The organism is Streptomyces atriruber, assembly GCF_001418325.1.
In the GTDB taxonomy this organism is placed as follows: Bacteria; Actinomycetota; Actinomycetes; order Streptomycetales; family Streptomycetaceae; genus Streptomyces; species Streptomyces atriruber.
The window spans coordinates 26,538-46,158 of the sequence record NZ_LIPN01000029.1 but is presented as its reverse complement, the minus strand read 5'-3'; the positions used below and the strand labels follow the sequence as shown (position 1 = coordinate 46,158).

The following is a 19,621-nucleotide window of genomic DNA, read 5'->3' as shown; positions in this document are numbered from 1 at the left end:
CCAGGACGCCCGCCCCCACGCCCCCGAGTGGGGGCGGGCTCACCGCCACTGACGAAGGAACGCAGTGCCCGTACCTCACGACATCGCCGCAGAGACCGAACTCTGGGACCAGTACGCGGAGTCCGCGCTCAAGGACGGCATGGAACCGGTCTTCAACTGGACGCAGTACCAGGGACACGGACCCGGCCCCGAACTGCTCGGTGATCCGGCCAGCGTGCTGGAGATCGGATGCGGCACCGGCCGCGCCCTGGCGTACCTTGCGGGGCGGGGCGTCGCTGCCCGCGGCATCGACCTCTCCCCGGTCATGGTCAAGAAGACAGGCGAGCGGTGGGCGGACACGGGCGCGGAATTCGGGTGCGGGGAGGCGCTCGACTTCCTGCGCGAGGACACCCGCATGTACGACGCCGTGTACTCGATCTTCGGTGCGGCCTGGTTCGCCGACCCGTCCCGCCTGTTCCCGCTGGTCCGTGAACGGCTGCACCCCGGCGGGGTGTTCGTGTTCAGCCAGCCCCCGGCGATCCCCGGGGCGTACGGGCCGCAGGGCATGTACAAGGGCGGCTTCGCCGGGAAGGCGGTGTTCACCTACCGCTACAGCTACCGGCCCGCGGTATGGGAGCGGCTGCTGCTGCGGGCAGGATTCACCAGCGCGGAGGCGATGGTGCTGGGCGCCCCGGAGGCGGATCACATCGGGACTCTGATCGTGCGCGGCGGGACGGCCTCTGTCTGACGCGCTGCCCGCCGTGTCCTTGTTCCCCTTGCGGGGGGAGCGGGGGCACGGCTCTTTGGCGTAGATGCACCTCAGCCTGCCCGCCGTTTCACACCCCGCGTGAAGGGCGGGCGCGGATATATCCATCGCACCCCCTGACTCCGCACCGTGTGCGGTGCGACGGTGCAGTATGCGCACGTGGCTGGCCATCTGCCCGGATGCCAGCTGTGTGCGCCGGAGATCGCCGGGGACGACGGGCGGGCGAGATGTTACGGACGTTGCGGCCCATCGATGCCCAGGGAGGGCGAAGGAATCATGAATCGGACATTGAAGGACACGTTGACACCCGGGCCGTGTGGAGGAATATGGGGCACCAAGCAGCCGCCGGAATATTCCTCCACCGGCTGTGGACCACAAAAGATCAGCCTCCGAGGCAGACGGCTAAAACCCGCAAAGCATGGGCTGATCGTCTTCTATACACGAGCCGGACGAAATCACCGGCAGGGTCAGCCGGTACCGCTAGGACCGGACCCTCGTAGAGCTGCGACCGCGGCTGAAGAAACCCGCAGGCACCGTGAACAGACGGAAGGCCCCAGCCGGAGATCAAATTCTAGGTAGCACAAGCGAAAGAACGAAGCGCCGCGCCACGGCCGCCTGCCCCCAGGGGGGTGGCCGTGGCGTAGCGCACGAGCCCCGGAGACGGCGCGGCACGGCCGTATCCTTCGATGGAACCCCGGGGCACGGGATGCGCAGCTGCATCCGAGGGAAGGCCTGGCCCCTGCCGCCCCTGGAAGTGACACCAGCAAGCGAGAGGGGCGCCCGTGATCGCCGGGAACGAAGACGACGACCGTGAAGAGGACGAGGCGTGGGCCCGCGAGATGGTGCGGGAGCTTCCACCCATGGGACACGATGCCGTCGAAGCCCTGGAGTGCATCGGCGAGTGGCTCACTGAGTTCAGGCGGCTCCGGTCCGCTTAGGCCGGGAGACCCTTTTGCGCACCTGCTCCTCGGTCTCGGTGGATGATCCGGGTGTCACAAAGATCTGGAAGCCCAGCCACACCCTGCGCAGATCGCGGTATCTCTGTGCTGAGGTGGCGCTCCTCCATCCGGCGGCGATGCGTGCCATCGCCTGTTCGTCCAGTTCGGGCACGGGGGCAGCGGCAAGGCCGTCCAGGGCGGCCCGCGCGGCGAGAATCCCCGCGTCCGCCTCTCCTACTGCCGCAGCGTGCTGGGCGGTGGTGATCGCGCCGGAGCCGAGCCGCTGGTCAAAGTAGGCTCTGGTCTCCTCGTGCCGCGCGATCTCGGCTGCGTAGGGTTCCCGTGCCGCCCGGCGCTCGGCCTGGATCCTGCGGATCATCGCCACCTGCTGGGGGTCGGTGAGCCGCTGGACGGTCAGGTCTCCGATCACGCTGTCCAGTGCACGCAGGTCCGCCACGGTCCGGCCGCACCCGCCGGCCGGTCTCTTCAGCACCCGGTAGTGGCGCCGGACTTCGCCGTCCTCGTACACCGCGCCGCGCTGGTGGACGGTGGCGGAAAGGTAGCCCCCGCAGTCGGCGCAGCGGACAGGGGAGTCCCTGCCGCTGCACAGATAGAGATCCTCCGGGGGCCGCCCTGGTCGGCGCGGCTGCGCGAGCGGCAAAGGTCCTCCCGTGTGGGCGGGCAGAGGTCCAGACGTGTGGCAGCGCTGACCTTAGTTGCACAGGTCCTTCACTGCACTGCTGATTGACACATGTGACGCACCGACCGCCGGGTACCGGCCAAGTGGTTGAGCAGTCACGCACCGTGAAGCGTTGGGTACTTCTTCAGGCTATCGGCGCCAGGGCAAGCGCTGTCCCCGTTATGACAGAGGTTTCTCAGAAACTTCATCCACTTACTGCCCCCCAGGAGTGTGCTGGCCAGGGGTTACTCACGCATACCTCGAAGGGGTGCCATGCATGCCGTTAGACGACGACTACCTCCAGTGGGCGCGGTCGGTGAATGCCAGCCTCGAACCCATGACCGAAGAAGCACTGCGCCGCGTGGCGCGGACCTATACGGAAGAGGACGTCACGCCGGATCTGGAATGCGCCTGACGGATATACGGTGGCGCACGTCGTCCTCGCGGGAACTGCCCGGAGCGATGGCGATATGGAAGCCCTTGTATGCCTGATGCAGCCTTTCTCTTCGCTTCGCCGGGAGTGCGCCGTCCCACTCCTGCCTGATGCGCTCCCTCGATTTCGCCTCCAGGAGGGGAGGCACTGGGACTTCTTCGAGCGCTTCGAGCTTGCTGCGTTCGGCCGCGAGCTTCCTGTGCAGGTCATCCACCATTGCGGCATGCCGATCCGGGGAGATCTTCCCTTCGTTCAGCCGCTTGTCCCAGTAGCCTTCCAGCTCTTCGAGCTTGGAGATCCTGTGCTCGTGCGGCTGGCGCTGTGCGCGTCTCTCTTCCCGGACCCGTTTGATCTGGGCGATCTGCTCCGGCGTGGACAGGCGGTCGATGACCAAGGCGGACACGGCCGTGTCCACCGCACGCCAGTCGCCGATGGTGCGCCCGCAGCCCTTGACCTTCGCGTTCTTCAGACACGCGTAGTAGTAGCGGGCGACGCCGTCGGGATACACCCGGCCATTGCTGTTGACGATGCCGGCGAAGTACCCGCCGCAGTCGCCGCACCGCACCGGGCACTCCTTGCCGGTGCACAGGAAGCGGTCCTGGGCGGGCCGCCCGCGGCGCGACTGCACCAGGGCGGTCAGCGCCTGCCAGACCTCCGGGTCCAGGTGCGGCTCGCCGGGCATCCTGCCCAGGATGAGATCGGGGCCGAGCTTCACGTATCCGGCCATGCGCGGGGCGAGCAGGGCACTGCGCAGCGACATCGGCTCCCACGGTTTCTGCGGGCAGTCACAGGCGTACTGCCGGTATTTGACGCCCAGGATGGCCGCACGCCGGACGGCGCATTCGACGGTATGGATCTGGGCGGGGGAGTAAAAGCCTTCCGCCGTGGCCTTGTCGCAGATGTCCTGCCACTTTGCGCCGGGCTCCAGTGCCCTTTCCGCGGCCCTGCGGATGTGGGGGCGCTCGCTCTCCCGGGGCGTGGCGCCGTCCTCCTCGAATCCAGAGGGGCGGTAGCGGCCGCGGCGGCCTTCGCCGCGCGTGGCCTTGCGGCGGTTGCCGCGGCGTACCCGGGTGCTGAGGCGGTGGCTGTAGTACTGCGCGGCGACGGCGGCGTCGTAGAAGTTCTTCTCGCCCTGCGGCGTGGTGATGTCGAACTCGCCGTCGGAGTCGTAGACGAGGACTTTGCGGCCGTCGGCCCATGCGGCTTTGACTGCGCTGGCGAGACGGAAGGCGTCTTCGACGGTGCGCAGCAGGCGTTCCATGTCGAAGATCACGGCGCCGTCGGACTCACCCGATTCCAGCCGCGTGATCAGCCGTTCCCAGTCGGGGCGTACGACGCCGGGCTTCCAGGCGGACTTGCCTTTGTCGTCCAGGCGTTCGCCGAGCCGACCGTCAAGTTCTTCGATCCTCCCGGCGTTGGTCTCGTGCTGGCCGAGAATGGACGTATTGCGCGAGTCTCCTGCTGCCGACTCACGCGCGTAGCTGTCGAGCACACGGTGGCGCATGCCGGTGACGCTAGTGTCACAGCTTGATCATCGGCAGCGAATCAGCACAATTAAGCCGAGAACTTCTCGAAGTTCCACCGGATGTCACCCGTGTGCCCCTCGGAGTCCGCCGTGTCGACGAGGCGCGTGTAGAGCGTGTGCCGCCCCTCGCCGTTGACGTCGACCTTCTCCGTCATGGGGAAGGTCACGCCGTACGTCGCCGAGCAGAACTCCGCGATCTCGTCGGCGGTGCCCGGCTCCTGGCCCATGAACTGATTGCACGGCACCCCGAGAACGGTGAAGCCGCGGTCCGCGTACTGCTGCTGAAGCTTTTCCAGGGCGGAGTACTGCGGGGTCAGCCCGCACTTGGAGGCCACATTGACGATCAGGACGGCCTTGCCCAGGTACTGGTCCAGGTTCGCCGGCCCGCCCTGGAGGCTCTCGATCTCTACTGCGTCGTAAACGGTCATGGTGCGGAGCGTACGCCGCCGCATCGCCGTCATCGTGCCCTGCCCCTTGTTCCGAGATGGGTCCGCGGAACGAGGCGCCTTTACGTTGGGAGGTCAGCAGCGGCACTGCAGTCGCCTACGTGGGCTTCGAGGAGTGCTGAGGACTACCTCCAGCCGCTGCACTGGATCGTCGTGTTGGGTTCTGTACGCCACTGTTCGGTGCACACACCGACCCATACGTTCTCTATGCGTCCCTGGTATGCATCGTGTGACCAGTTCGCCGGGCTGGTGTCCCCGTGGGGAGTCGCGGTTCCCAGGTACCTCTTCGCGTACACGGTGCGGTCACCGTCTTCCCACCAGCACCAGTCTTCTGTGTTGCATTTGTACTCGTAGGCCACCACTTCGTAGTGGACATATGCCACGGCCCGGTAGTCGTCTGGTGCGGTATCGCTTACCTGGGCGTTGACGATCTCGGCGAAGGTCGATGGAGGGTTCAGATCGGTCTCCTTCCAGTTGATGACGCCTTTGAACCGCGCTCCGGGGACCGAGATGTCGAATCCTCGTGAACCGTCGTAGTCCGCAGCTGATGCGGAGCTTCCGGTACTCATGACGGTGATAGCCGCCAGTCCCAGAGCCAGGGCACTGCGGATCATGTTCCTCGTCGTGTGCTGACGCATCGTTCCCCCGTCCGAAGGCGACATGGCCATGCTCAGTGTCACCGGACCACCGAATTCCAGCCAGAGCGGTGTCGGCCACTCTCCTGATGAGGGAACTAGTCGGGCCAGTGAGCGTCACCGCAGAGCCGCGCCGGTCAGCAGGCAGCGAGACGGCGGCACTGGCGCTGCGCCTGGTCAAGGTGCTCGAAGCCGTGGAGTCGATCCCGGCTTCGTCTGAGGAGTCGCCGATTGATGAGCTGATGGCCCGTCGTACCGGCGGCACGCCCGGCGCCGGACGGCGCCGCAGGGGTACCGCGGCATCAGCGGTGTCGTCATTCCGGGGCGTGGCAGTCAGACGCCCCGGATCCTCGGAGCGCCGCCGCGCGTCAGCAGCGCGGGCGCCGACGTCGCTGAGCTGGCAGAGATCGCAGGTGATCCGGAGCGTACGTGCCGGCTTTCGCACCCGAGGTGCCCCGTCCCTCCCGCGGCGGGCGCCCGCTCTGCGTGGCATCGGTGACATCGCGCATGTGTTTCGGATTTCACGCAATCCCTGAAGCCCGCGGCTTCGAATCCTCCGGCGAGTGCGAGTACGCATCCGGTCACCGCCTTAGGGGGAGTCATGGCGACCATCGCAGACCTGGACGTGACGAAGGAAGAGCCGGCACGGCGCATCCGTGACGGTGAGGCGGCCGAGATGCGGCATCTGCTGCACGACGCGGACGCGGACAGCCTGGTCCCGGCGTTCGTGTGTCTGAGGAAGGGCAGGCGTACGAAGGGCAGTTGTACGAAGGGCAGTTGTGCGTGACCCGCCGAACCGTCCGGCTCACCAAGCAGAAGACCGTGCGGCGCCGCGTGGCGCCCGAGGGGGAGGCGGCGGGAGCCGACGACCGGGCTCGCGCCGTGGACGCCTCGCGCAGGGCGGGGCGTGTCACCGCGGCGGCGGTGCGGTTCCTCGCGCGGACGTAGCGGAGGGTCGGTGCCGTGTGCCACCTCGCCACCTCGTGGCACCGGTGGTCAAGACCCTCCGTCCCGGTGCAGTCGACCGCAGGCGACCAGTTCGACCGTGAGGGCCACGGCGATCGCCTGGACCGCCATCAGGGCGATCAGCACGAAGAGCTGCACCGCCCCGGCGAGCGCCGGTGACGCGCCGCCCAGGAGCATGCCGACGAAGGCGCCGGGCAGGGTGACGAGGCCCACCGTCCGGGTCTGGTCGAGTCCGGGCAGCAGCGCGTCCGACGCGGCCGGGCGGATCACTTCGAGGCGCGCGTCGCGGTCGGGCAGCCCGAGGGCGATGCCCGCCTCGAACTCGCCGAACCGGGTGCGCAGTTCGTCGAGGGCGCGGCGGCCCGCGAGGACCGTCGCGGTGAGCGCGCCGCCGATGAGGATGCCGGTCACGGGAATCATCGCGACGCCCCGCACGGGGAGCAGGCCCACGAGGGCCAATCCGGCCACCACAGGGACGACGGGGCCCGCGACGGGCAGCGCCGCCCACCACCACGTGGAGTTCGGCGTGATGCGCCGCCCGGCCGTGCGGGTGGCCACGGCGAACATGAGGAGGAGGAAGGCGAAGAGGGCGGCCGTGTGGTGCACGACCCAGGCGATCACTAGGGAGGCGGCCGCCAGCTGGACGGTGGCGCGCACTCCGGCGACCACGATCTCCCGGGCCCTGCCGCGCGAGCCGTCGGGGGCGAGCCGGAAGACGGCCGCTGCCGTCGCAGCGGCCAGCAGCAGCACGAGCAGGGCGACGGCGAGCGCCGTGTTGACCGGCAGCAGGGCCTGGGCGGCGAGGTTGCGCACGGGCACACCCTAGATCGCGGCACCCGTGGACCCGGAAAGGAGCGGAGGGAGTGCTGTGTCGAGGCGCTCGACCTGTAACGATGTGGGAGGTAAGACGTGCAGAGATAGAAGGGCTGAAGTCATGGCGCAGCAGGTGCAGGGCGTGATCGCACGCGCGAAGGGCGAGCCGGTACGGATCGAGACGATCATCGTCCCGGATCCGGGGCCGGGAGAGGCCGTCGTGAAGATCCAGGCGTGCGGGGTCTGCCACACCGACCTGCACTATCGCGAGGGCGGCATCAACGACGACTTCCCGTTCCTGCTCGGGCACGAGGCGGCGGGCGTCGTGGAGTCGGTCGGCGAGGGCGTCACCGAGGTCGCGGTCGGCGACTTCGTGATCCTGAACTGGCGCGCGGTGTGCGGGCAGTGCCGTGCGTGTCGGCGCGGCCGCCCCCAGTACTGCTTCGACACGCACAACGCGAAGCAGAAGATGACCCTGACCGACGGCACCGAGCTCTCGCCGGCGCTCGGCATCGGCGCCTTCGCCGAGAAGACCCTCGTCGCCGCCGGGCAGTGCACCAAGGTGGATCCGGCCGCCTCGCCCGCCGCGGCCGGGCTCCTCGGCTGCGGCGTGATGGCGGGCATCGGCGCCGCCATCAACACCGGCAACGTGGGCCGCGGCGACTCGGTCGCGGTCATCGGCTGCGGCGGAGTCGGCAACGCCGCGGTCGTGGGCGCCCGCCTCGCGGGAGCCGCGCGGATCATCGCCGTGGACATCGACGACAAGAAGCTGGAGACGGCGAAGAACCTCGGCGCCACGCACACCGTCAACTCCCGCTCCGCCGACCCCGTCGAGGCGGTGCGCGAGCTGACCGGCGGCAACGGAGCCGACGTCGTCATCGAGGCGGTCGGCCGCCCGGAGACGTACGAGCAGGCCTTCTACGCCCGCGACCTGGCGGGCACGGTCGTCCTGGTGGGTGTCCCGACGCCGGAGATGAAGATCGAGCTGCCGTTGCTGGACGTCTTCGGGCGCGGCGGCGCCCTCAAGTCGAGCTGGTACGGCGACTGCCTGCCGTCGCGCGACTTCCCGATGCTCATCGACCTGTACCAGCAGGGGCGCCTGGACCTGGACGCGTTCGTCACGGAGACGATCGCCCTGGAGGACGTGGAGAAGGCCTTCGAGCGCATGCACCACGGTGACGTCCTCCGTTCGGTGGTGACGTTCTGATGGCGGCCGAAGCTGCTGCGGGCGCGTCCGGCGCGCGGATCGACCACCTCGTCACGTCGGGGACCTTCTCCCTGGACGGCGGCACCTGGGAGGTCGACAACAACGTGTGGATCGTGGGTGACGACAGCGAGTGCGTCGTCATCGACGCCGCGCACGACGCGGACGCCATCGCGGCCGCGGTGGGGGAGCGGCGCCTGGTCGCGATCGTCTGTACGCACGCGCACGACGACCACATCGACGCGGCCCCGGCGCTCGCGGCCCGCTCGGGCGCGCCGATCCTGCTGCACCCGGCCGACGCGGAGCTGTGGAAGCAGACCCACCCCGACCGTGCCCCGGACGGCGAGCTGTCCGACGAGCAGGAACTGACCGTGGCGGGCACGGTCCTGAAGGTGCTGCACACACCGGGTCACTGCCACGGTGCCGTCAGTCTGTACGCACCGGCCCTCGGCACGGTCTTCACCGGCGACACGCTGTTCGCCGGCGGTCCGGGTGCCACGGGCCGTTCCTTCAGCGACTTCCCGACGATCGTGGAGTCCATCAAGGAGCGGCTCCTGACGCTGCCGTCCGAGACGGTGGTGCGCACCGGGCACGGCGACAGCAGCACGGTCGGCGCGGAGGCACCGCATCTGGAGGAGTGGATCGCCCGAGGGCACTGACGCCGGGCTCTGTCCGACGCCCGTTTCCGCTGCTCGACGTACGTCTCTCGGCCCCGCGTGGTTCGCCGCGCGGGGCCGAGACGCGTACTGGCCCTGTTCGGCAATCTTCGATAAGTTAGGCAAGGCTTACCTAATGGAGGTTGAGGATGGGTGTCCGTCACAGCAGCCCGACCGTGCCCACAGCGGCGGCACGCGCGCGTTCAGTGCTCGCCACCGCGTGGTCCTGCGCGGTGACCACGGAGATCGGCAGGGACGAACTCGTGGGCGCGCACACCGTGACCGAGGACGGCAGAATCCTTCTGTCGCCGCCGGAGGACAGCGCGCTCGCCGCCGCCGTCATCTGCGCGCCGCGCGGCGAGCCGTCCACCCTGATCGAGTTCGCCGACGTCTCGCCGGTGCCGCTCAGGGACCGGATCCGTGCGCGGCTCTGGCTGTCCGGGTCGCTGGGGTACGACGGCGAGCACCTCGTCTTCGAGCCGACGTGCGCCGTACTGCACGACTCCACTGGGGAGCGCCAGGGCGTGGAGCTCGACGAATTCTCCCTGACCGTGCCCGATCTGCTCGCCGAGGCGGAGTCGCGCCTGCTCACCCACCTCGCCGACGCCCACCCGGACGCCGTCGAGCAGCTCACCCGCCTCATCAGCCCGGACAGCCTGCAGGGTGTGGTGCGGGTCCGCCCGCTCGCCATCGACCGGCACGGAATCTCGCTGCGCCTCGAACGCGCCCGCGGTCAGGCCGATGTCCGCCTGCCGTTCCACCAGATGGTCGAGGACGTCACGCAGGTGACGGAGTGCATGCACGCACTCCTGATGAAGGCCCGCCTCTCAACCACCCGGCGCGGGCGGCCGGTCGGCGGCTGACCGCAGTGACCGGAGTGCCAGCAGCAGCACCCCGATGTCATCGAGGTAGACGGGGTCCGGCACCAGGTCGGTGGGCAGTACGAGATAGGCGACCGCGCCCCAGAAGACCCACTGCCGCTCGACGGGCAGGCCGGCTCTTCGCAGGGCGCGGCGGGTCCGTACGAGACGTATGAGCAGAGCGACCGCGACGGCGAGGGTCGCGGCGACCAGAACGGCGGCGACGACGAGGAGGACGGTCAGGTCCGTGCTCATACCCCCGTACGTTAATCAAATTGAGGTCTCGCGTCTCGCATGGATGATGGCGGGGTGACGAATCAGCCGATGCCCACGCAGCCCACCCCGTCTCTCGCGCCCGTCCAGGCCGTCGCGCCCGTCCAGGCACTGATCGTCGTCGACATGCAGAACGCTTTTGTCGGCGGCGAGGGCGCCGTGCCCGACGTGGGGCGCCTCCTGGAGAGCGTGCGGGGACTGTTGGCAAGGGCGCGCGAGAGCGGCGCGCTCGTCGTGCAACTGCAGAACGACGGGGAGCCCGGTACCTCCGATGAACCGGGCACGCCCGGTTGGGAGATCCACCTGCCCGTCGAAACGGACCGGGGCGAGGTCCTCCTGCGCAAGACCGTCGACGACGGCTTCGAGGACAGCCCGCTGGAGACGCTGCTGCGCGACGCCGGAGTGAAGGAACTCGCCGTCTGCGGCGTGATGTCGGAGATGTGCGTGAGGGCGACCGCGAGCACCGCCCTGGACCTCGGCTTCCGCGTCGTCCTGCCGCACGACGCCCACGCGACCTACGACATTCCGGCCGCCGAGGGGATCAGCGACGTGGTGCCCGCGGCGACGGTGTCGCGCGTCGCGGAGTGGACCCTCGGCGACGAGGTCGAGATCGTCGCGCGGGCGGCCGACGTGGGCTTCACGAAGCCGTAGCGGGCCTCACGAAGTCGTGGCGGCGGCAGCGGCCGCCGCGTCCTGGCGCCGCCACTTCCAGTGCAGGAGCGCGCCGGCCCGGTGGTCCTCCTCGAAACCCGGACCGAGCGCGCCCACGCGTTCGTACGCCTCTTCGGTGCGCGGGTCGTCGCGGCGGGCCAGCCCCCATGCGGCCTCCAGACGCAGGATCTGGTCGTCCTCGTCCAGCAGGGCCATCAAGGCGTCCGCGACGGCGGGCGTTCGGTCGGCGGAAGCGGCCAGGGTCTCCGCCGCCCTCCTGCGCACGGCGGCGTCCGGGCCCTCGACCATGAGGAGCAGCGCGCGGGTGACCTCGGACCGCAGCACCTCGTCGTCCGCGCCCACCGAGCAGGCCCTGAGCCGCACTTCCACGTCCGGGTCACGGGTGAGGGCGAGCAGCGCCTCCCTGGCGGCCGGGGAGCGCCGACCGCCGTCGTTCGTGAGGAGGGCGTCCGGCACTTCGCGTCGTACGCGCGGGTCGGGGTGGTCGGCGTGGCGGAGTCCGGCGGCCTCCAGGTCCGGGTGTTCGTACTCCGTGAGCGCGCCGAGCACCTTGGCGAGCACCGCGCTGTCCGTCTCCTCTGCGGACCAGCCGACCAGGAGCTCGGCCTCCTTCTTCCCGTAGTAGGGACGGTCCCAGTCGACGAACGAGCGTGACCGCAGATAGTCGGCGACGAACCGACGGTGGGCCGGGTCCGGGTGGTGGCGGTGGGCGACCACGGCCGTCCACGTCTCGTCGCTGCGACGCGAGACGAGGACCCAGCAGACCGCCGACCAGTCGGCATGCTCCTCGCCCGGCCGCCGGACGGCACGCGCGACCAGTTCGTCGACGGGGGTGAGGATGCGGAAGGCCCACTCGAGCGTGCTCAACACGCCGCCGTGCCCGGCGCGCACCACCATGCCGCCGAGCGAGACCTGATCGACCCGGTCGTACGTGTCGTCAGGGACCCGGACCGTGGTGGCGGGCCCCACCGCACCGGTCCTGCGCCGCAGCCCCTCGACCGCCCCCGTTCCGTACCAGTCCGCGGCCAGGGCGATGAGCCGTGCGCGATCGGGTTCCGGCAGCCGCAGCCGGGGCTCCGCGCCGAGCACGGCCGCGAAGACCGCGTGCGAGCCGCCGTCGACGGCACGCCACAGCGGTGTGGTCCCGTCGGGCAGCGCCCGGTCCGGATCGGCTCCGCCCTCCACGAGCGCTTCGGCGACCGGCGCGTCATACGCCGCGACCGCGACGCACAGCGCGGGCAGCCCGCTCCCGTCCACCGTGTCCGGATCCGCCCCGTCGCCCAACAGGGCCCGCACCGCCTCGACGTCCCCGGCCCGAACCGCCGCGATGAGTCGAACACCGAGTCCGTTCTCGTCCATCCACCCGCCCCCTGATCCGGACCGAGTCTCGGACCGGCCCGGGGACACCGCAAGTGAGTTGTCGCTGAGGAGCTCTCGCTGAGTGAATGGCCACTGTGGGGGATCTCATGATCTTTGAGGGGTGTGGTCCCGGCCTGTACGGGTTTTACTCGCGGCATGACCGACACGAATGGAATGCTGGCCGGCAAGGCCGTCATGATCACGGGGGCTTCGAGCGGGATCGGCGAGGCCGCCGCGCGGCTCTTCGCCGCCGAGGGGGCGGCGGTCCTGCTGATGGCCCGCCGCGAGGAGACACTGAAGCAACTCGCCGGGGAGATCAACGACTCGGGCGGCCGCGCGGCGGTGAGCGTCGGTGACGTCGCGGTCGCTGAGGACGTCCAGCGCGCCGTCGACGCCACGCGCGAGCACTTCGGCGCCCTGGACGCCGCGTTCAACAACGCGGGCTACGCCGGTACGCAAATGGCCCCGCTGCACGTGCTCGACCCGGACGTCTTCGACCGGACCATGGACGTGAACGTCCGCGGGACCTGGAACTGCCTGCGTTCGCAGATCCCGGTCATGCTCAAAGCGGGCAAGGGCGCGATCGTCAACACGGCCAGCACGGCGGCCATGGTCGCCACGGGTGCACCCGTGCCCTACGTCGCCGCGAAGCACGCGGTGCTCGGCATGACCAGGGCCGCCGCGGCCGAGTACGCCGCCCACGACATCCGCATCAACACGCTCGTCGTCGGCACCACGCGAACGGAAATGATCAGTCACGCGGTCGAGGCGCACCCGGAGCTGGAGCAGGCCTTCGTCGCCCGCCAGATGCAGAAGCGCATGGCGGACCCGGTCGAGATCGCCCAGGCGGCCCTGTGGCTGTGCAGCGACCGCGCGTCGTTCTCCACGGGTACGGCGCTGGCCGTGGACGGCGGGTTGACGTCCAACTGAGGCGGGGGTGCGGGGGCCTCGCCGGTCGGTGTGGGGCCCCTTGCCGCTCTCTCGGAAGCAGGTGGGTGCCAACCACTAAGTGGGGTCGGTTCCCAGTGTTCGGCGTGCGGCGGTGACCAGGGCGTCCCATGCTTCCGTGTACCGGTCCCCGGCCTCGATCAGGTTGAGGGTCTGGTCCTCGTCGGGGAGGTAGGCGAGCAGATGGCGCTGCTCGAAGGTCAGTTCGTGGACGTCTTCCAAGGTCCTCGTGGCTTCGATGCGCCAGCGCGCGAGGTCCTCGTGCGTCGTGTCGTCGACCGGCTGAGGCGCGGACGGTGTCGTCACGGCGAGGTGTGCTCGACCGGCCGGTGAGTGGCGGCCCTGCGCGGCGGCGAGGTCGCGCAGGGCCGCATGCGCGCTGATGAGGTCTCTGCCCCTGATGGACTGCTCGACGTGGGAGAACGTCCTGTCCTGCAGATCGGCGACCAGGGGGCGCATGTCGGCCGGTGCGCCGAGTTCGGCCTCGGCGTACGCGTAGAGGAGGGCATGCCGCCGCTCCTCGACGTCGGCTTCGAGAGCCGGTCCGTCCGCGTTGCGCGGACTTCCGGCGACACGGACATCCGCGCTCGATGCGTAGAGCCGATTCGCGCTCTCGTGGAGTGCGGCGGCCGCGCGGAGGTATTCGGCGAGGATCGCCCATCGGCGTTCGGCCATTGCCTGACGCGCCGTGGCGGTTGCGGTGGTGGTGGCCGCGTCGCGTGCGGCTTGGGCTTGGTCGTGTCCGCCGCGGGCCTGGATGCGGGCGCCGAGCACCGTGCCGGCGAAGGTTCCGATGATGGTGCCACCCACACCGATCGCACCGATCAGCGCGACGGCCATGTCCTTGTCCACCCGCTCAACCTCTCATGTGCGCAACCGGTTGGACCATGGTCTTCGGGTCCCCGCGTGGCCGTCGCTCCGAGCGATTTCGCGCCAGGTCGCGCCCCGGACCCATCGACGCAGGCCGTACGGCGGTGCGGATGGACTCGCGGTGGCAGTGGGCGGACGGATCGGCGGTGGATTCACGCCAGGAGCAACGGAGTTGGGAGCCTTTCGGCCTCCGCATCGCGGAATGCCGATTCCACGCCATGGGCTGATTCTGGTCTGCCGACGGTGCCGTGTCCGACGATATAACGCCGCAATGACCCCACAAAAGCTCTCCCGTCTCAAGCGTCGCAGTGTCCTCGCCGGTGCCGGTGGTCTCTCGCTGGCCGCTGTCTCCGGAGCCACCGGACCGGCGGCCGTCGGTGCCGACCGCCCCGGGCGAACGACCCTGCTCAGGGGCGCCGCACTCGTCCTGACCATGGACCCTCACATCGGCGACGGGGAGTTGGGCCTTCTCGAAGGTGCCGACGTCCTGTTGCGGAACGGCGAGATCGCGGACGTAGGCAGGGATCTGAAGGCACCGGCAGATGCCCGGGTGCGGGACGTCTCCGGCCGGTTCGTGCTGCCGGGGTTCGTGGACATCCACAACCACCTGTGGCAGTCCAGTATCCGGGGCGGCTGCTCGGACCAGGACGTGGCCGGCTGGCTGAAGACGTGCAACCGCCCGACGCTGCCGAAGATCGACGCCGCGGACATGTACGCCTTCGTCCACCTGTCGGCACTCGACGCCCTCCAGGCGGGCGTCACCACCCTGGTCGACTGGGTGCACGCGATCCCGTACGCGACGAGCGAGCAGTACGTGCAGGCCCTGGACGACGCGGGGCTGCGCTTCGTCTACGCCATGGCCGCCTTCGAGGGCGCGGAGGACCAGGTCCGCACCGTCAAGGAGAGGCTCATAGATCCGCTGCCGCTGGCCTCCGCCCAGCTGGCGGTGCACGCGCGCAGGGCGGGCATCGCAGCGCTGCGCGCCTCCTGGAAGCAGGCCCAGGATCTGGGGCTGATGCTCAACTCGCACGTGCTGGAGCACCGTACCGACCGCAACGACGAACAGATCCGAACCCTGCGGGACATCGGAGCATTCGGCCCCGACCTGCTGATGAACCACGCCATCCATCTGACCCGCGACGAGATCGCGCTCGTCGGCGACCACGACGTACGGGTGGCACATTGCCCGCTGAGCAACATGCGACTCGCTTCAGGCGTCATGCCGCTGCCGAAGATGCACCGGGCCGGGGTGAAGGCGGGCCTGGGGCACGACGGCGGAACCAACGACACCTCCGACATGTTCGCCCTCATGAAGGCAGCCGTCGGCCTCCAACGGGCCGTACACGAGGACCCGCAGATCCACCCGACACTCCCCGCCGTGCTCCGCATGGGCACGATGGGCGGCGCGGAAGCCATCGGCATGGCCGACCAGGTGGGCTCGCTGACCCCCGGCAAACGCGCCGACGTCCTCGTCCTCGACCCGGGCACCCTGAACTTCGCCCCCCGCTTCGACTGGACGAGCCAGATCATCCTCAACGGCCAGCCGCACAACATCACCGATGTGTACGTCGACGGCAGGCTGCGCAAGACCGGCGGCGAACTCGTGGGCGTGGACACCGAAAAGGTCGTCGACGCGGCGGAACGGGCCGCGGCACACCTGCCCACCGCTCCCTGAGGAGGGCCGCGCGCCACGACTGTCGGGTCGACTGAGGTGGGGGCAGCCCCAGTAGGGCTCCTGTGGCTGCCCGGATGGTGCGGTGAGGCGCGTCGCCAACAGGCTGGACTGCGCTGCCACAGCTCCGCACCCGAGGAAAGGCCCCTCATGTCGAAGCGCTCCCACCGTCGGCGGATCACGGCGGTCGCCGTGTCGGGCGCGGCCGCCCTGGCCCTGGCGGGCTCACTGCCCGCGTCCGCCGCGCAGACCCCGGTCGCCGGACCGGTCCAGCGGGGGCTGGACCGGCTGGTGCAGGAAGACGGCTACCCCGGTGCGCTGGCCGCTGTCACCGGCCGCGACGGGCGCACCCGCAACGCCGTCGCGGGCGTCGCGGACCTGCGGACCGGGGCGAAGGTGCCGGTCGACGGGCAGGTGCGGGCCGCGAGCAACACCAAGTCGTTCACCGCCGTCGTCGTCCTGCAGCTCGTCGGCGAGGGCAAGGTCGCCCTGGACGCCCCGGTCGACACCTATCTCCCGGGGCTGCTGCGCGGCGACGGCATCGACGGCCGTCGCATCACGGTGCGTCAACTGCTCCAGCAGATCAGCGGGCTGCCGGACTACGCCCAGTACCTGGACGACCTCCTCGGCAACCGCCACCGCTACTACGAACCCCGCACACTGCTCGACCACGCACTGCGGCACAAGGCGACGTTCCCGCCCGGCACGAACTGGCAGTACAGCAGCACCAACTACGTCGTGGCCGGACTGCTCGTCGAGCAGGTCACCGGACGCCCGGTGGGCGAGGAGTTCACCCGCCGGATCATCGACCCCGCCGGGCTGCGGCACACCTACTTCCCGGCCGTGGGCGACCAGAGCATTCGGGGCGCCCACCCACACGGCTACGTCGCGTCGGAGCCCGGTGCGCCGCTCCTGGACGTCACCGAGTTGGACCCGTCCGTGGCCTGGGCCTCCGGGGCGCTGATCGCCACCCCCAGCGACCTGAACCGCTTCTTCGGCGCCCTGCTCGACGGCAAGCTGCTGAAGCCCGCGCAGCTCGCCCAGATGCGCAGGACCGTGGCGCTCCCGGCCGACTCCCCGTACCCGAAGGGCACCCGGTACGGGCTCGGCCTGTTCAGCCGGCCGCTGAGCTGCGGCGGCCTGCTGTGGGGGCACGACGGCGACTTCCTCGGCTACGCGACCTTCCCGGCCGCGACCGACGACGGCCGGGCCGCCACCATCGCCGTCACCGCCGACCCGGGCCCCGACGACGAGGGCCGCCACGACGCCGAGCGCCTGCTGGACACCGCTCTCTGCCGTTGACCAGGACTTGTCCGGCCGATCATGCGCGGAGTCAGGTGCCGAGGGCTGCGGCGGTAGCGGTCCCGAGGAAGACGTAGCCGCGCTTGTCGCAGCGGGTGGCCACAGCTCGGGCGTGCTTGAGCTTGTTGATGGCCCGTTCGACGGTGTTGCGCTTCTTGTACCGCTCCTCGTCGAAGCCCGGTGGCCGTCCGCCGCGTGAGCCTTTGCGCAGGCGGGCGGCCTGGCTGTCGATCTTCTCCGGGATGGTGTGCCGGATACCCCGGCGCCGCAGATACTCACGGCACGGCCCGTTGCCGCAGGCCCTGTCCGCCGCGAGGCTGTCAGGCTTCTTCCGCGGCCTGCCCGACCCGATCCTCGGGACACGGATCTTCTCCGACGCCAGCTCGAACTGCGTGCGGTGCGCCCGTTGTCCCGGTGCGACGATCAGGGACAGCGGGTGGCAGCGGCCGTCCGCACTCAGATGGGTCTTGGTCGTGAACCCGCCCCGCGAGCGGCCCGGGCCCTCACCTTCTGCACCACCTCCGCCAGGTGGGCGACCAGGCTCTGCCACCGCGTCTCGCCCCGGTGTTTTGCTGCTGCGGCCTCCTTTGAGGCGGGAGCCGGCGGCGGATCGGTGGGGGGCGTCGGCGGCGTGCTGATGTGCGCGCGCGACGGCGGAGTCGACCCAGATGTCCCAGCCGATCTCACCCGCCGCGTCGGCTGCGGCCTGGACCTGCTGGAGCAGTAGCTCCCAAGTGCCGTCGGCCGACCACAGCCGGTGGCGTTCATAGATGGTTTTCCACGGACCGAACCGGGCCGGCAGGCCACGCCACTGCACACCGGTTCGCACCCGGTGCAGAATCCCGTCGATCGCCTGACGGTGATCTCGCCATCTGCCACAACGCCCGTTGCTCACGCGCAGGAACGGGCGCAGCTGTTCCCCTTCGGCATCGCTCAGATCACCCCGCCCCATGCCCAGAGGAACGACTCGAGCACGGAGTAGCCACATGATCAGCTGGTTGGCGACGGGCTTGCCGGTCTCGCCGCCGGGGCTTGCGTGATCATCAGTTGGACCGGTTGGCGGTCCCCAGTGCGCGGCCCGCGAGCCAGGCAGCGATCCGCTTCGACACCGATCTCGCCTGGACCCGGAAGGCGACGAGGACACCCCACCGCGGTTCCGACCGCTCCGGCACCCGGGGCCCGCCGCAGCGCCTGCCCCGGCGTCCGGGCACGGGAGGCGCGGCGGGGCGGTCGTGGCGGACCGGCTTCATCCGCCAGCCGCCAGGGCCGGGCGCGCAGCGAAGGGCGTGCCGGGCCGGGCCCTGTCGTCCGTGCGGCACGGGCGTCCCGATCGCCGTAGCCCTGTGCCGGGTCCCGTGCGGCGGCCGACGCCCGGAGCGCGACACGCCCACGTGCGGACTGATCCTTCCGGGCGCGGACCTCAGCCCGAAAAGCTGGTGCCGCCCCGGCCCGGACCCTTCCCCCTGGAGCGGTCGCGCCGGGGACGCCCGCCGTTGGACCCGGTTCCAGGCGCCACGGGTACGCGACCCGGCGGGCACCGCTGCAGTGCCCGGCGCCCCCTTCGCCCGTTGGAGATCCCATGCGCCCGTTCCCGCCGCTCCCCACCGCCGCATCCCGCGACACCCGACCGCTCGACGCCTGGCCGGGGATCAGGGGCCTGCCGCCCCGGTGGGCGTCCGTCCTCGCTTTGACGGCCGCCTGCTCCCTGTCCGGGCTGGCGACGGCCCCGCCCGCCCTGGCTGCGGTGAACCCATGCGACTCCGGCCACCTGGTCGCCTACCTCGCCGGAACCGGCGAGGGCTCCACCGGCACCTCCGGCGGCGGGACGATCGTCTCGCTGGAACTCGGCGAGGACCTGCGGCAGGACTACGTGCTGCTGCGCAACCAGGACCGCAACGGGGGCGCGCTGGGTGTCAACCCCGCTTCCTCCACCCTCTGGTTCACCACCCAGGGCAACCGCGTGTGGTCCTCCAAGGCCGAAGGCACCCCCTACAACTGGCGCGACCTGTCCGGCCCCTCCTACAAGGGCGACATCGCCTTCGGCAAGGACCGCAAGGGCTACTTCCTCGCCGAGGAGAACGGCGCGACGAACGTCTACGTCTTCCCCGCGGACCGGCCCGCCGACCGGCGCCGCATCAACCTGAATGCCGCCCCCGGCCAGGACCACGACCTGGACGACCCCACCGGTCTGGCCTTCGACGGCCGCAACCAGGCGTGGATCATCACCCGGCACGGGGAACTGTGGACCGTGCGCGATACCGCCGCCACCACCTGGAAGGCGCAGTACACATCCGCGGCGCAGCCCTCGACCCGGAAGTTCGAGGACCTCGCCTTCGGCCGTCAGAACGGGCAGGACGCCTTGTTCGTCTCCGGGTCCGACCGCGGCGAGCGGTTCGTCGCCCGGGCCGGCGACCGCGGCAACGAACTCGACCTGCAACCCACTCACCACATCGCCGGCGACGGCTCGGTCACCGGCCTGGCCTCCTGCGCCTTCCCCGACACCTGGTCCTGACCGGCATCCACCAAAGACCCGACACACCCCGCCGCATGCCTGACCGCCAACCGGAACCCGGGGCTCGCCGCCGCGCCTGCCCCGGCGTCCGGGAGCGGGACACGCAGCCGGCA

20 protein-coding genes and 1 pseudogene are annotated in these 19,621 nt (G+C 70.3%); 12 read left to right on the top strand and 9 right to left on the bottom strand.

Annotated elements, in window-relative coordinates; all coding sequences use genetic code 11:
• The first annotated feature begins 64 nt into the window (after positions 1 to 64).
• Positions 65 to 727 (top strand): class I SAM-dependent methyltransferase, encoded by a 663-nt coding sequence (locus AOK03_RS03250; RefSeq protein ID WP_055563586.1) that lies wholly within the window; start codon positions 65 to 67, stop codon positions 725 to 727.
• A 933-nt stretch (positions 728 to 1,660) separates the two neighbouring features.
• Here the strand turns inward: AOK03_RS03250 and AOK03_RS41695 are convergent.
• Positions 1,661 to 2,344: a hypothetical protein gene (locus AOK03_RS41695; protein ID WP_055563585.1), complete on the bottom strand. Its 684-nt coding sequence runs from the start codon at positions 2,342 to 2,344 to the stop codon at positions 1,661 to 1,663.
• A 295-nt stretch (positions 2,345 to 2,639) separates the two neighbouring features.
• On the opposite strand from AOK03_RS41695, the gene AOK03_RS42395 reads away from it, so the two are divergent.
• Complete coding sequence (locus AOK03_RS42395) at positions 2,640 to 2,777, top strand: hypothetical protein (RefSeq protein ID WP_157868846.1); 138 nt, start codon at positions 2,640 to 2,642, stop codon at positions 2,775 to 2,777.
• On the opposite strand, the gene AOK03_RS03240 is transcribed toward AOK03_RS42395, so the two are convergent.
• The 3 genes and pseudogenes from AOK03_RS03240 to AOK03_RS42390 form a co-directional block, all read right to left on the bottom strand.
• A complete protein-coding gene (locus AOK03_RS03240; RefSeq protein ID WP_055563584.1) occupies positions 2,752 to 4,299 on the bottom strand; it encodes a recombinase family protein in 1,548 nt (515 codons plus the stop codon). The genes AOK03_RS42395 and AOK03_RS03240 overlap by 26 nt on opposite strands.
• 59 nt (positions 4,300 to 4,358) lie before the next feature.
• A pseudogene (locus AOK03_RS03235) lies at positions 4,359 to 4,748 on the bottom strand (glutathione peroxidase); the annotation flags it as partial.
• Between the two features lie 143 nt (positions 4,749 to 4,891).
• The gene (locus AOK03_RS42390) at positions 4,892 to 5,380 is read right to left on the bottom strand and encodes a hypothetical protein (protein ID WP_157868845.1); all 489 of its coding nucleotides are present in this window, start codon (positions 5,378 to 5,380) and stop codon (positions 4,892 to 4,894) included.
• Between the two features lie 622 nt (positions 5,381 to 6,002).
• Here AOK03_RS42390 and AOK03_RS03230 point away from each other — a divergent pair.
• Both AOK03_RS03230 and AOK03_RS42385 read left to right on the top strand, forming a co-directional pair.
• Positions 6,003 to 6,188 carry a hypothetical protein gene (locus AOK03_RS03230; protein ID WP_055563583.1) on the top strand — a complete coding sequence of 62 codons (186 nt, stop codon included), beginning with the start codon at positions 6,003 to 6,005 and terminating at the stop codon, positions 6,186 to 6,188.
• Positions 6,185 to 6,349, top strand: a complete 165-nt coding sequence (locus AOK03_RS42385) for a hypothetical protein (RefSeq protein WP_157868844.1) — start codon at positions 6,185 to 6,187, stop codon at positions 6,347 to 6,349. Before AOK03_RS03230 ends, AOK03_RS42385 begins: the two co-directional genes overlap by 4 nt.
• Before the next feature lie 48 nt (positions 6,350 to 6,397).
• Here the strand turns inward: AOK03_RS42385 and AOK03_RS03225 are convergent, their stop codons facing one another.
• Entirely contained in the window at positions 6,398 to 7,180 is a 783-nt protein-coding gene (locus AOK03_RS03225) for an ABC transporter permease (protein WP_055563582.1), read from the bottom strand.
• A 121-nt stretch (positions 7,181 to 7,301) separates the two neighbouring features.
• Here AOK03_RS03225 and AOK03_RS03220 point away from each other — a divergent pair, with 121 nt between their 5' ends.
• The 3 genes from AOK03_RS03220 (at position 7,302) to AOK03_RS03210 (ending at position 9,903) form a co-directional block, all read left to right on the top strand.
• A complete protein-coding gene (locus tag AOK03_RS03220) occupies positions 7,302 to 8,387 on the top strand; it encodes an S-(hydroxymethyl)mycothiol dehydrogenase (protein WP_055563581.1) in 1,086 nt (361 codons plus the stop codon).
• A complete protein-coding gene (locus tag AOK03_RS03215; RefSeq protein WP_055563580.1) occupies positions 8,387 to 9,043 on the top strand; it encodes an MBL fold metallo-hydrolase in 657 nt (218 codons plus the stop codon). The genes AOK03_RS03220 and AOK03_RS03215 overlap by 1 nt, the downstream gene beginning before the upstream one ends.
• Before the next feature lie 146 nt (positions 9,044 to 9,189).
• Positions 9,190 to 9,903 (top strand): DUF2470 domain-containing protein, encoded by a 714-nt coding sequence (locus AOK03_RS03210; protein ID WP_055563579.1) that lies wholly within the window; start codon positions 9,190 to 9,192, stop codon positions 9,901 to 9,903.
• Here AOK03_RS03210 and AOK03_RS03205 read toward each other — a convergent pair.
• On the bottom strand, positions 9,868 to 10,155 hold the full coding sequence (locus AOK03_RS03205; protein WP_055563578.1) for a DUF1232 domain-containing protein: 288 nt from the start codon (positions 10,153 to 10,155) through the stop codon (positions 9,868 to 9,870). The two genes, AOK03_RS03210 and AOK03_RS03205, sit on opposite strands and share 36 nt — an antisense overlap.
• Before the next feature lie 69 nt (positions 10,156 to 10,224).
• Here AOK03_RS03205 and AOK03_RS03200 point away from each other — a divergent pair, with 69 nt between their 5' ends.
• Positions 10,225 to 10,824 (top strand): isochorismatase family protein, encoded by a 600-nt coding sequence (locus tag AOK03_RS03200; RefSeq protein WP_055563577.1) that lies wholly within the window; start codon positions 10,225 to 10,227, stop codon positions 10,822 to 10,824.
• 6 nt (positions 10,825 to 10,830) lie between these two features.
• Here the strand turns inward: AOK03_RS03200 and AOK03_RS03195 are convergent, their stop codons facing one another.
• Complete coding sequence (locus AOK03_RS03195) at positions 10,831 to 12,204, bottom strand: HEAT repeat domain-containing protein (protein WP_055563576.1); 1,374 nt, start codon at positions 12,202 to 12,204, stop codon at positions 10,831 to 10,833.
• A 156-nt stretch (positions 12,205 to 12,360) separates the two neighbouring features.
• Here AOK03_RS03195 and AOK03_RS03190 point away from each other — a divergent pair, with 156 nt between their 5' ends.
• A complete protein-coding gene (locus tag AOK03_RS03190) occupies positions 12,361 to 13,134 on the top strand; it encodes an SDR family NAD(P)-dependent oxidoreductase (protein WP_244177468.1) in 774 nt (257 codons plus the stop codon).
• Between the two features lie 75 nt (positions 13,135 to 13,209).
• On the opposite strand, the gene AOK03_RS03185 is transcribed toward AOK03_RS03190, so the two are convergent.
• Positions 13,210 to 14,004 carry a hypothetical protein gene (locus AOK03_RS03185; RefSeq protein WP_055563575.1) on the bottom strand — a complete coding sequence of 265 codons (795 nt, stop codon included), beginning with the start codon at positions 14,002 to 14,004 and terminating at the stop codon, positions 13,210 to 13,212.
• Positions 14,005 to 14,293: 289 nt separating this feature from the next.
• Here AOK03_RS03185 and AOK03_RS03180 point away from each other — a divergent pair, with 289 nt between their 5' ends.
• Positions 14,294 to 15,697, top strand: coding sequence for an amidohydrolase family protein (locus AOK03_RS03180; RefSeq protein ID WP_079074442.1), 1,404 nt, complete (start codon positions 14,294 to 14,296; stop codon positions 15,695 to 15,697).
• 147 nt (positions 15,698 to 15,844) lie between these two features.
• Positions 15,845 to 16,996 (top strand): serine hydrolase domain-containing protein, encoded by a 1,152-nt coding sequence (locus tag AOK03_RS03175; RefSeq protein ID WP_055563574.1) that lies wholly within the window; start codon positions 15,845 to 15,847, stop codon positions 16,994 to 16,996.
• 31 nt (positions 16,997 to 17,027) lie between these two features.
• Here the strand turns inward: AOK03_RS03175 and AOK03_RS03170 are convergent, their stop codons facing one another.
• Entirely contained in the window at positions 17,028 to 17,948 is a 921-nt protein-coding gene (locus AOK03_RS03170) for an IS5/IS1182 family transposase (RefSeq protein WP_055563573.1), read from the bottom strand.
• A 627-nt stretch (positions 17,949 to 18,575) separates the two neighbouring features.
• Between AOK03_RS03170 and AOK03_RS03165 the strand changes: the two genes are divergently transcribed.
• Positions 18,576 to 19,508, top strand: coding sequence for a hypothetical protein (locus AOK03_RS03165; protein ID WP_055563572.1), 933 nt, complete (start codon positions 18,576 to 18,578; stop codon positions 19,506 to 19,508).
• Positions 19,509 to 19,621 lie beyond the last annotated feature (113 nt).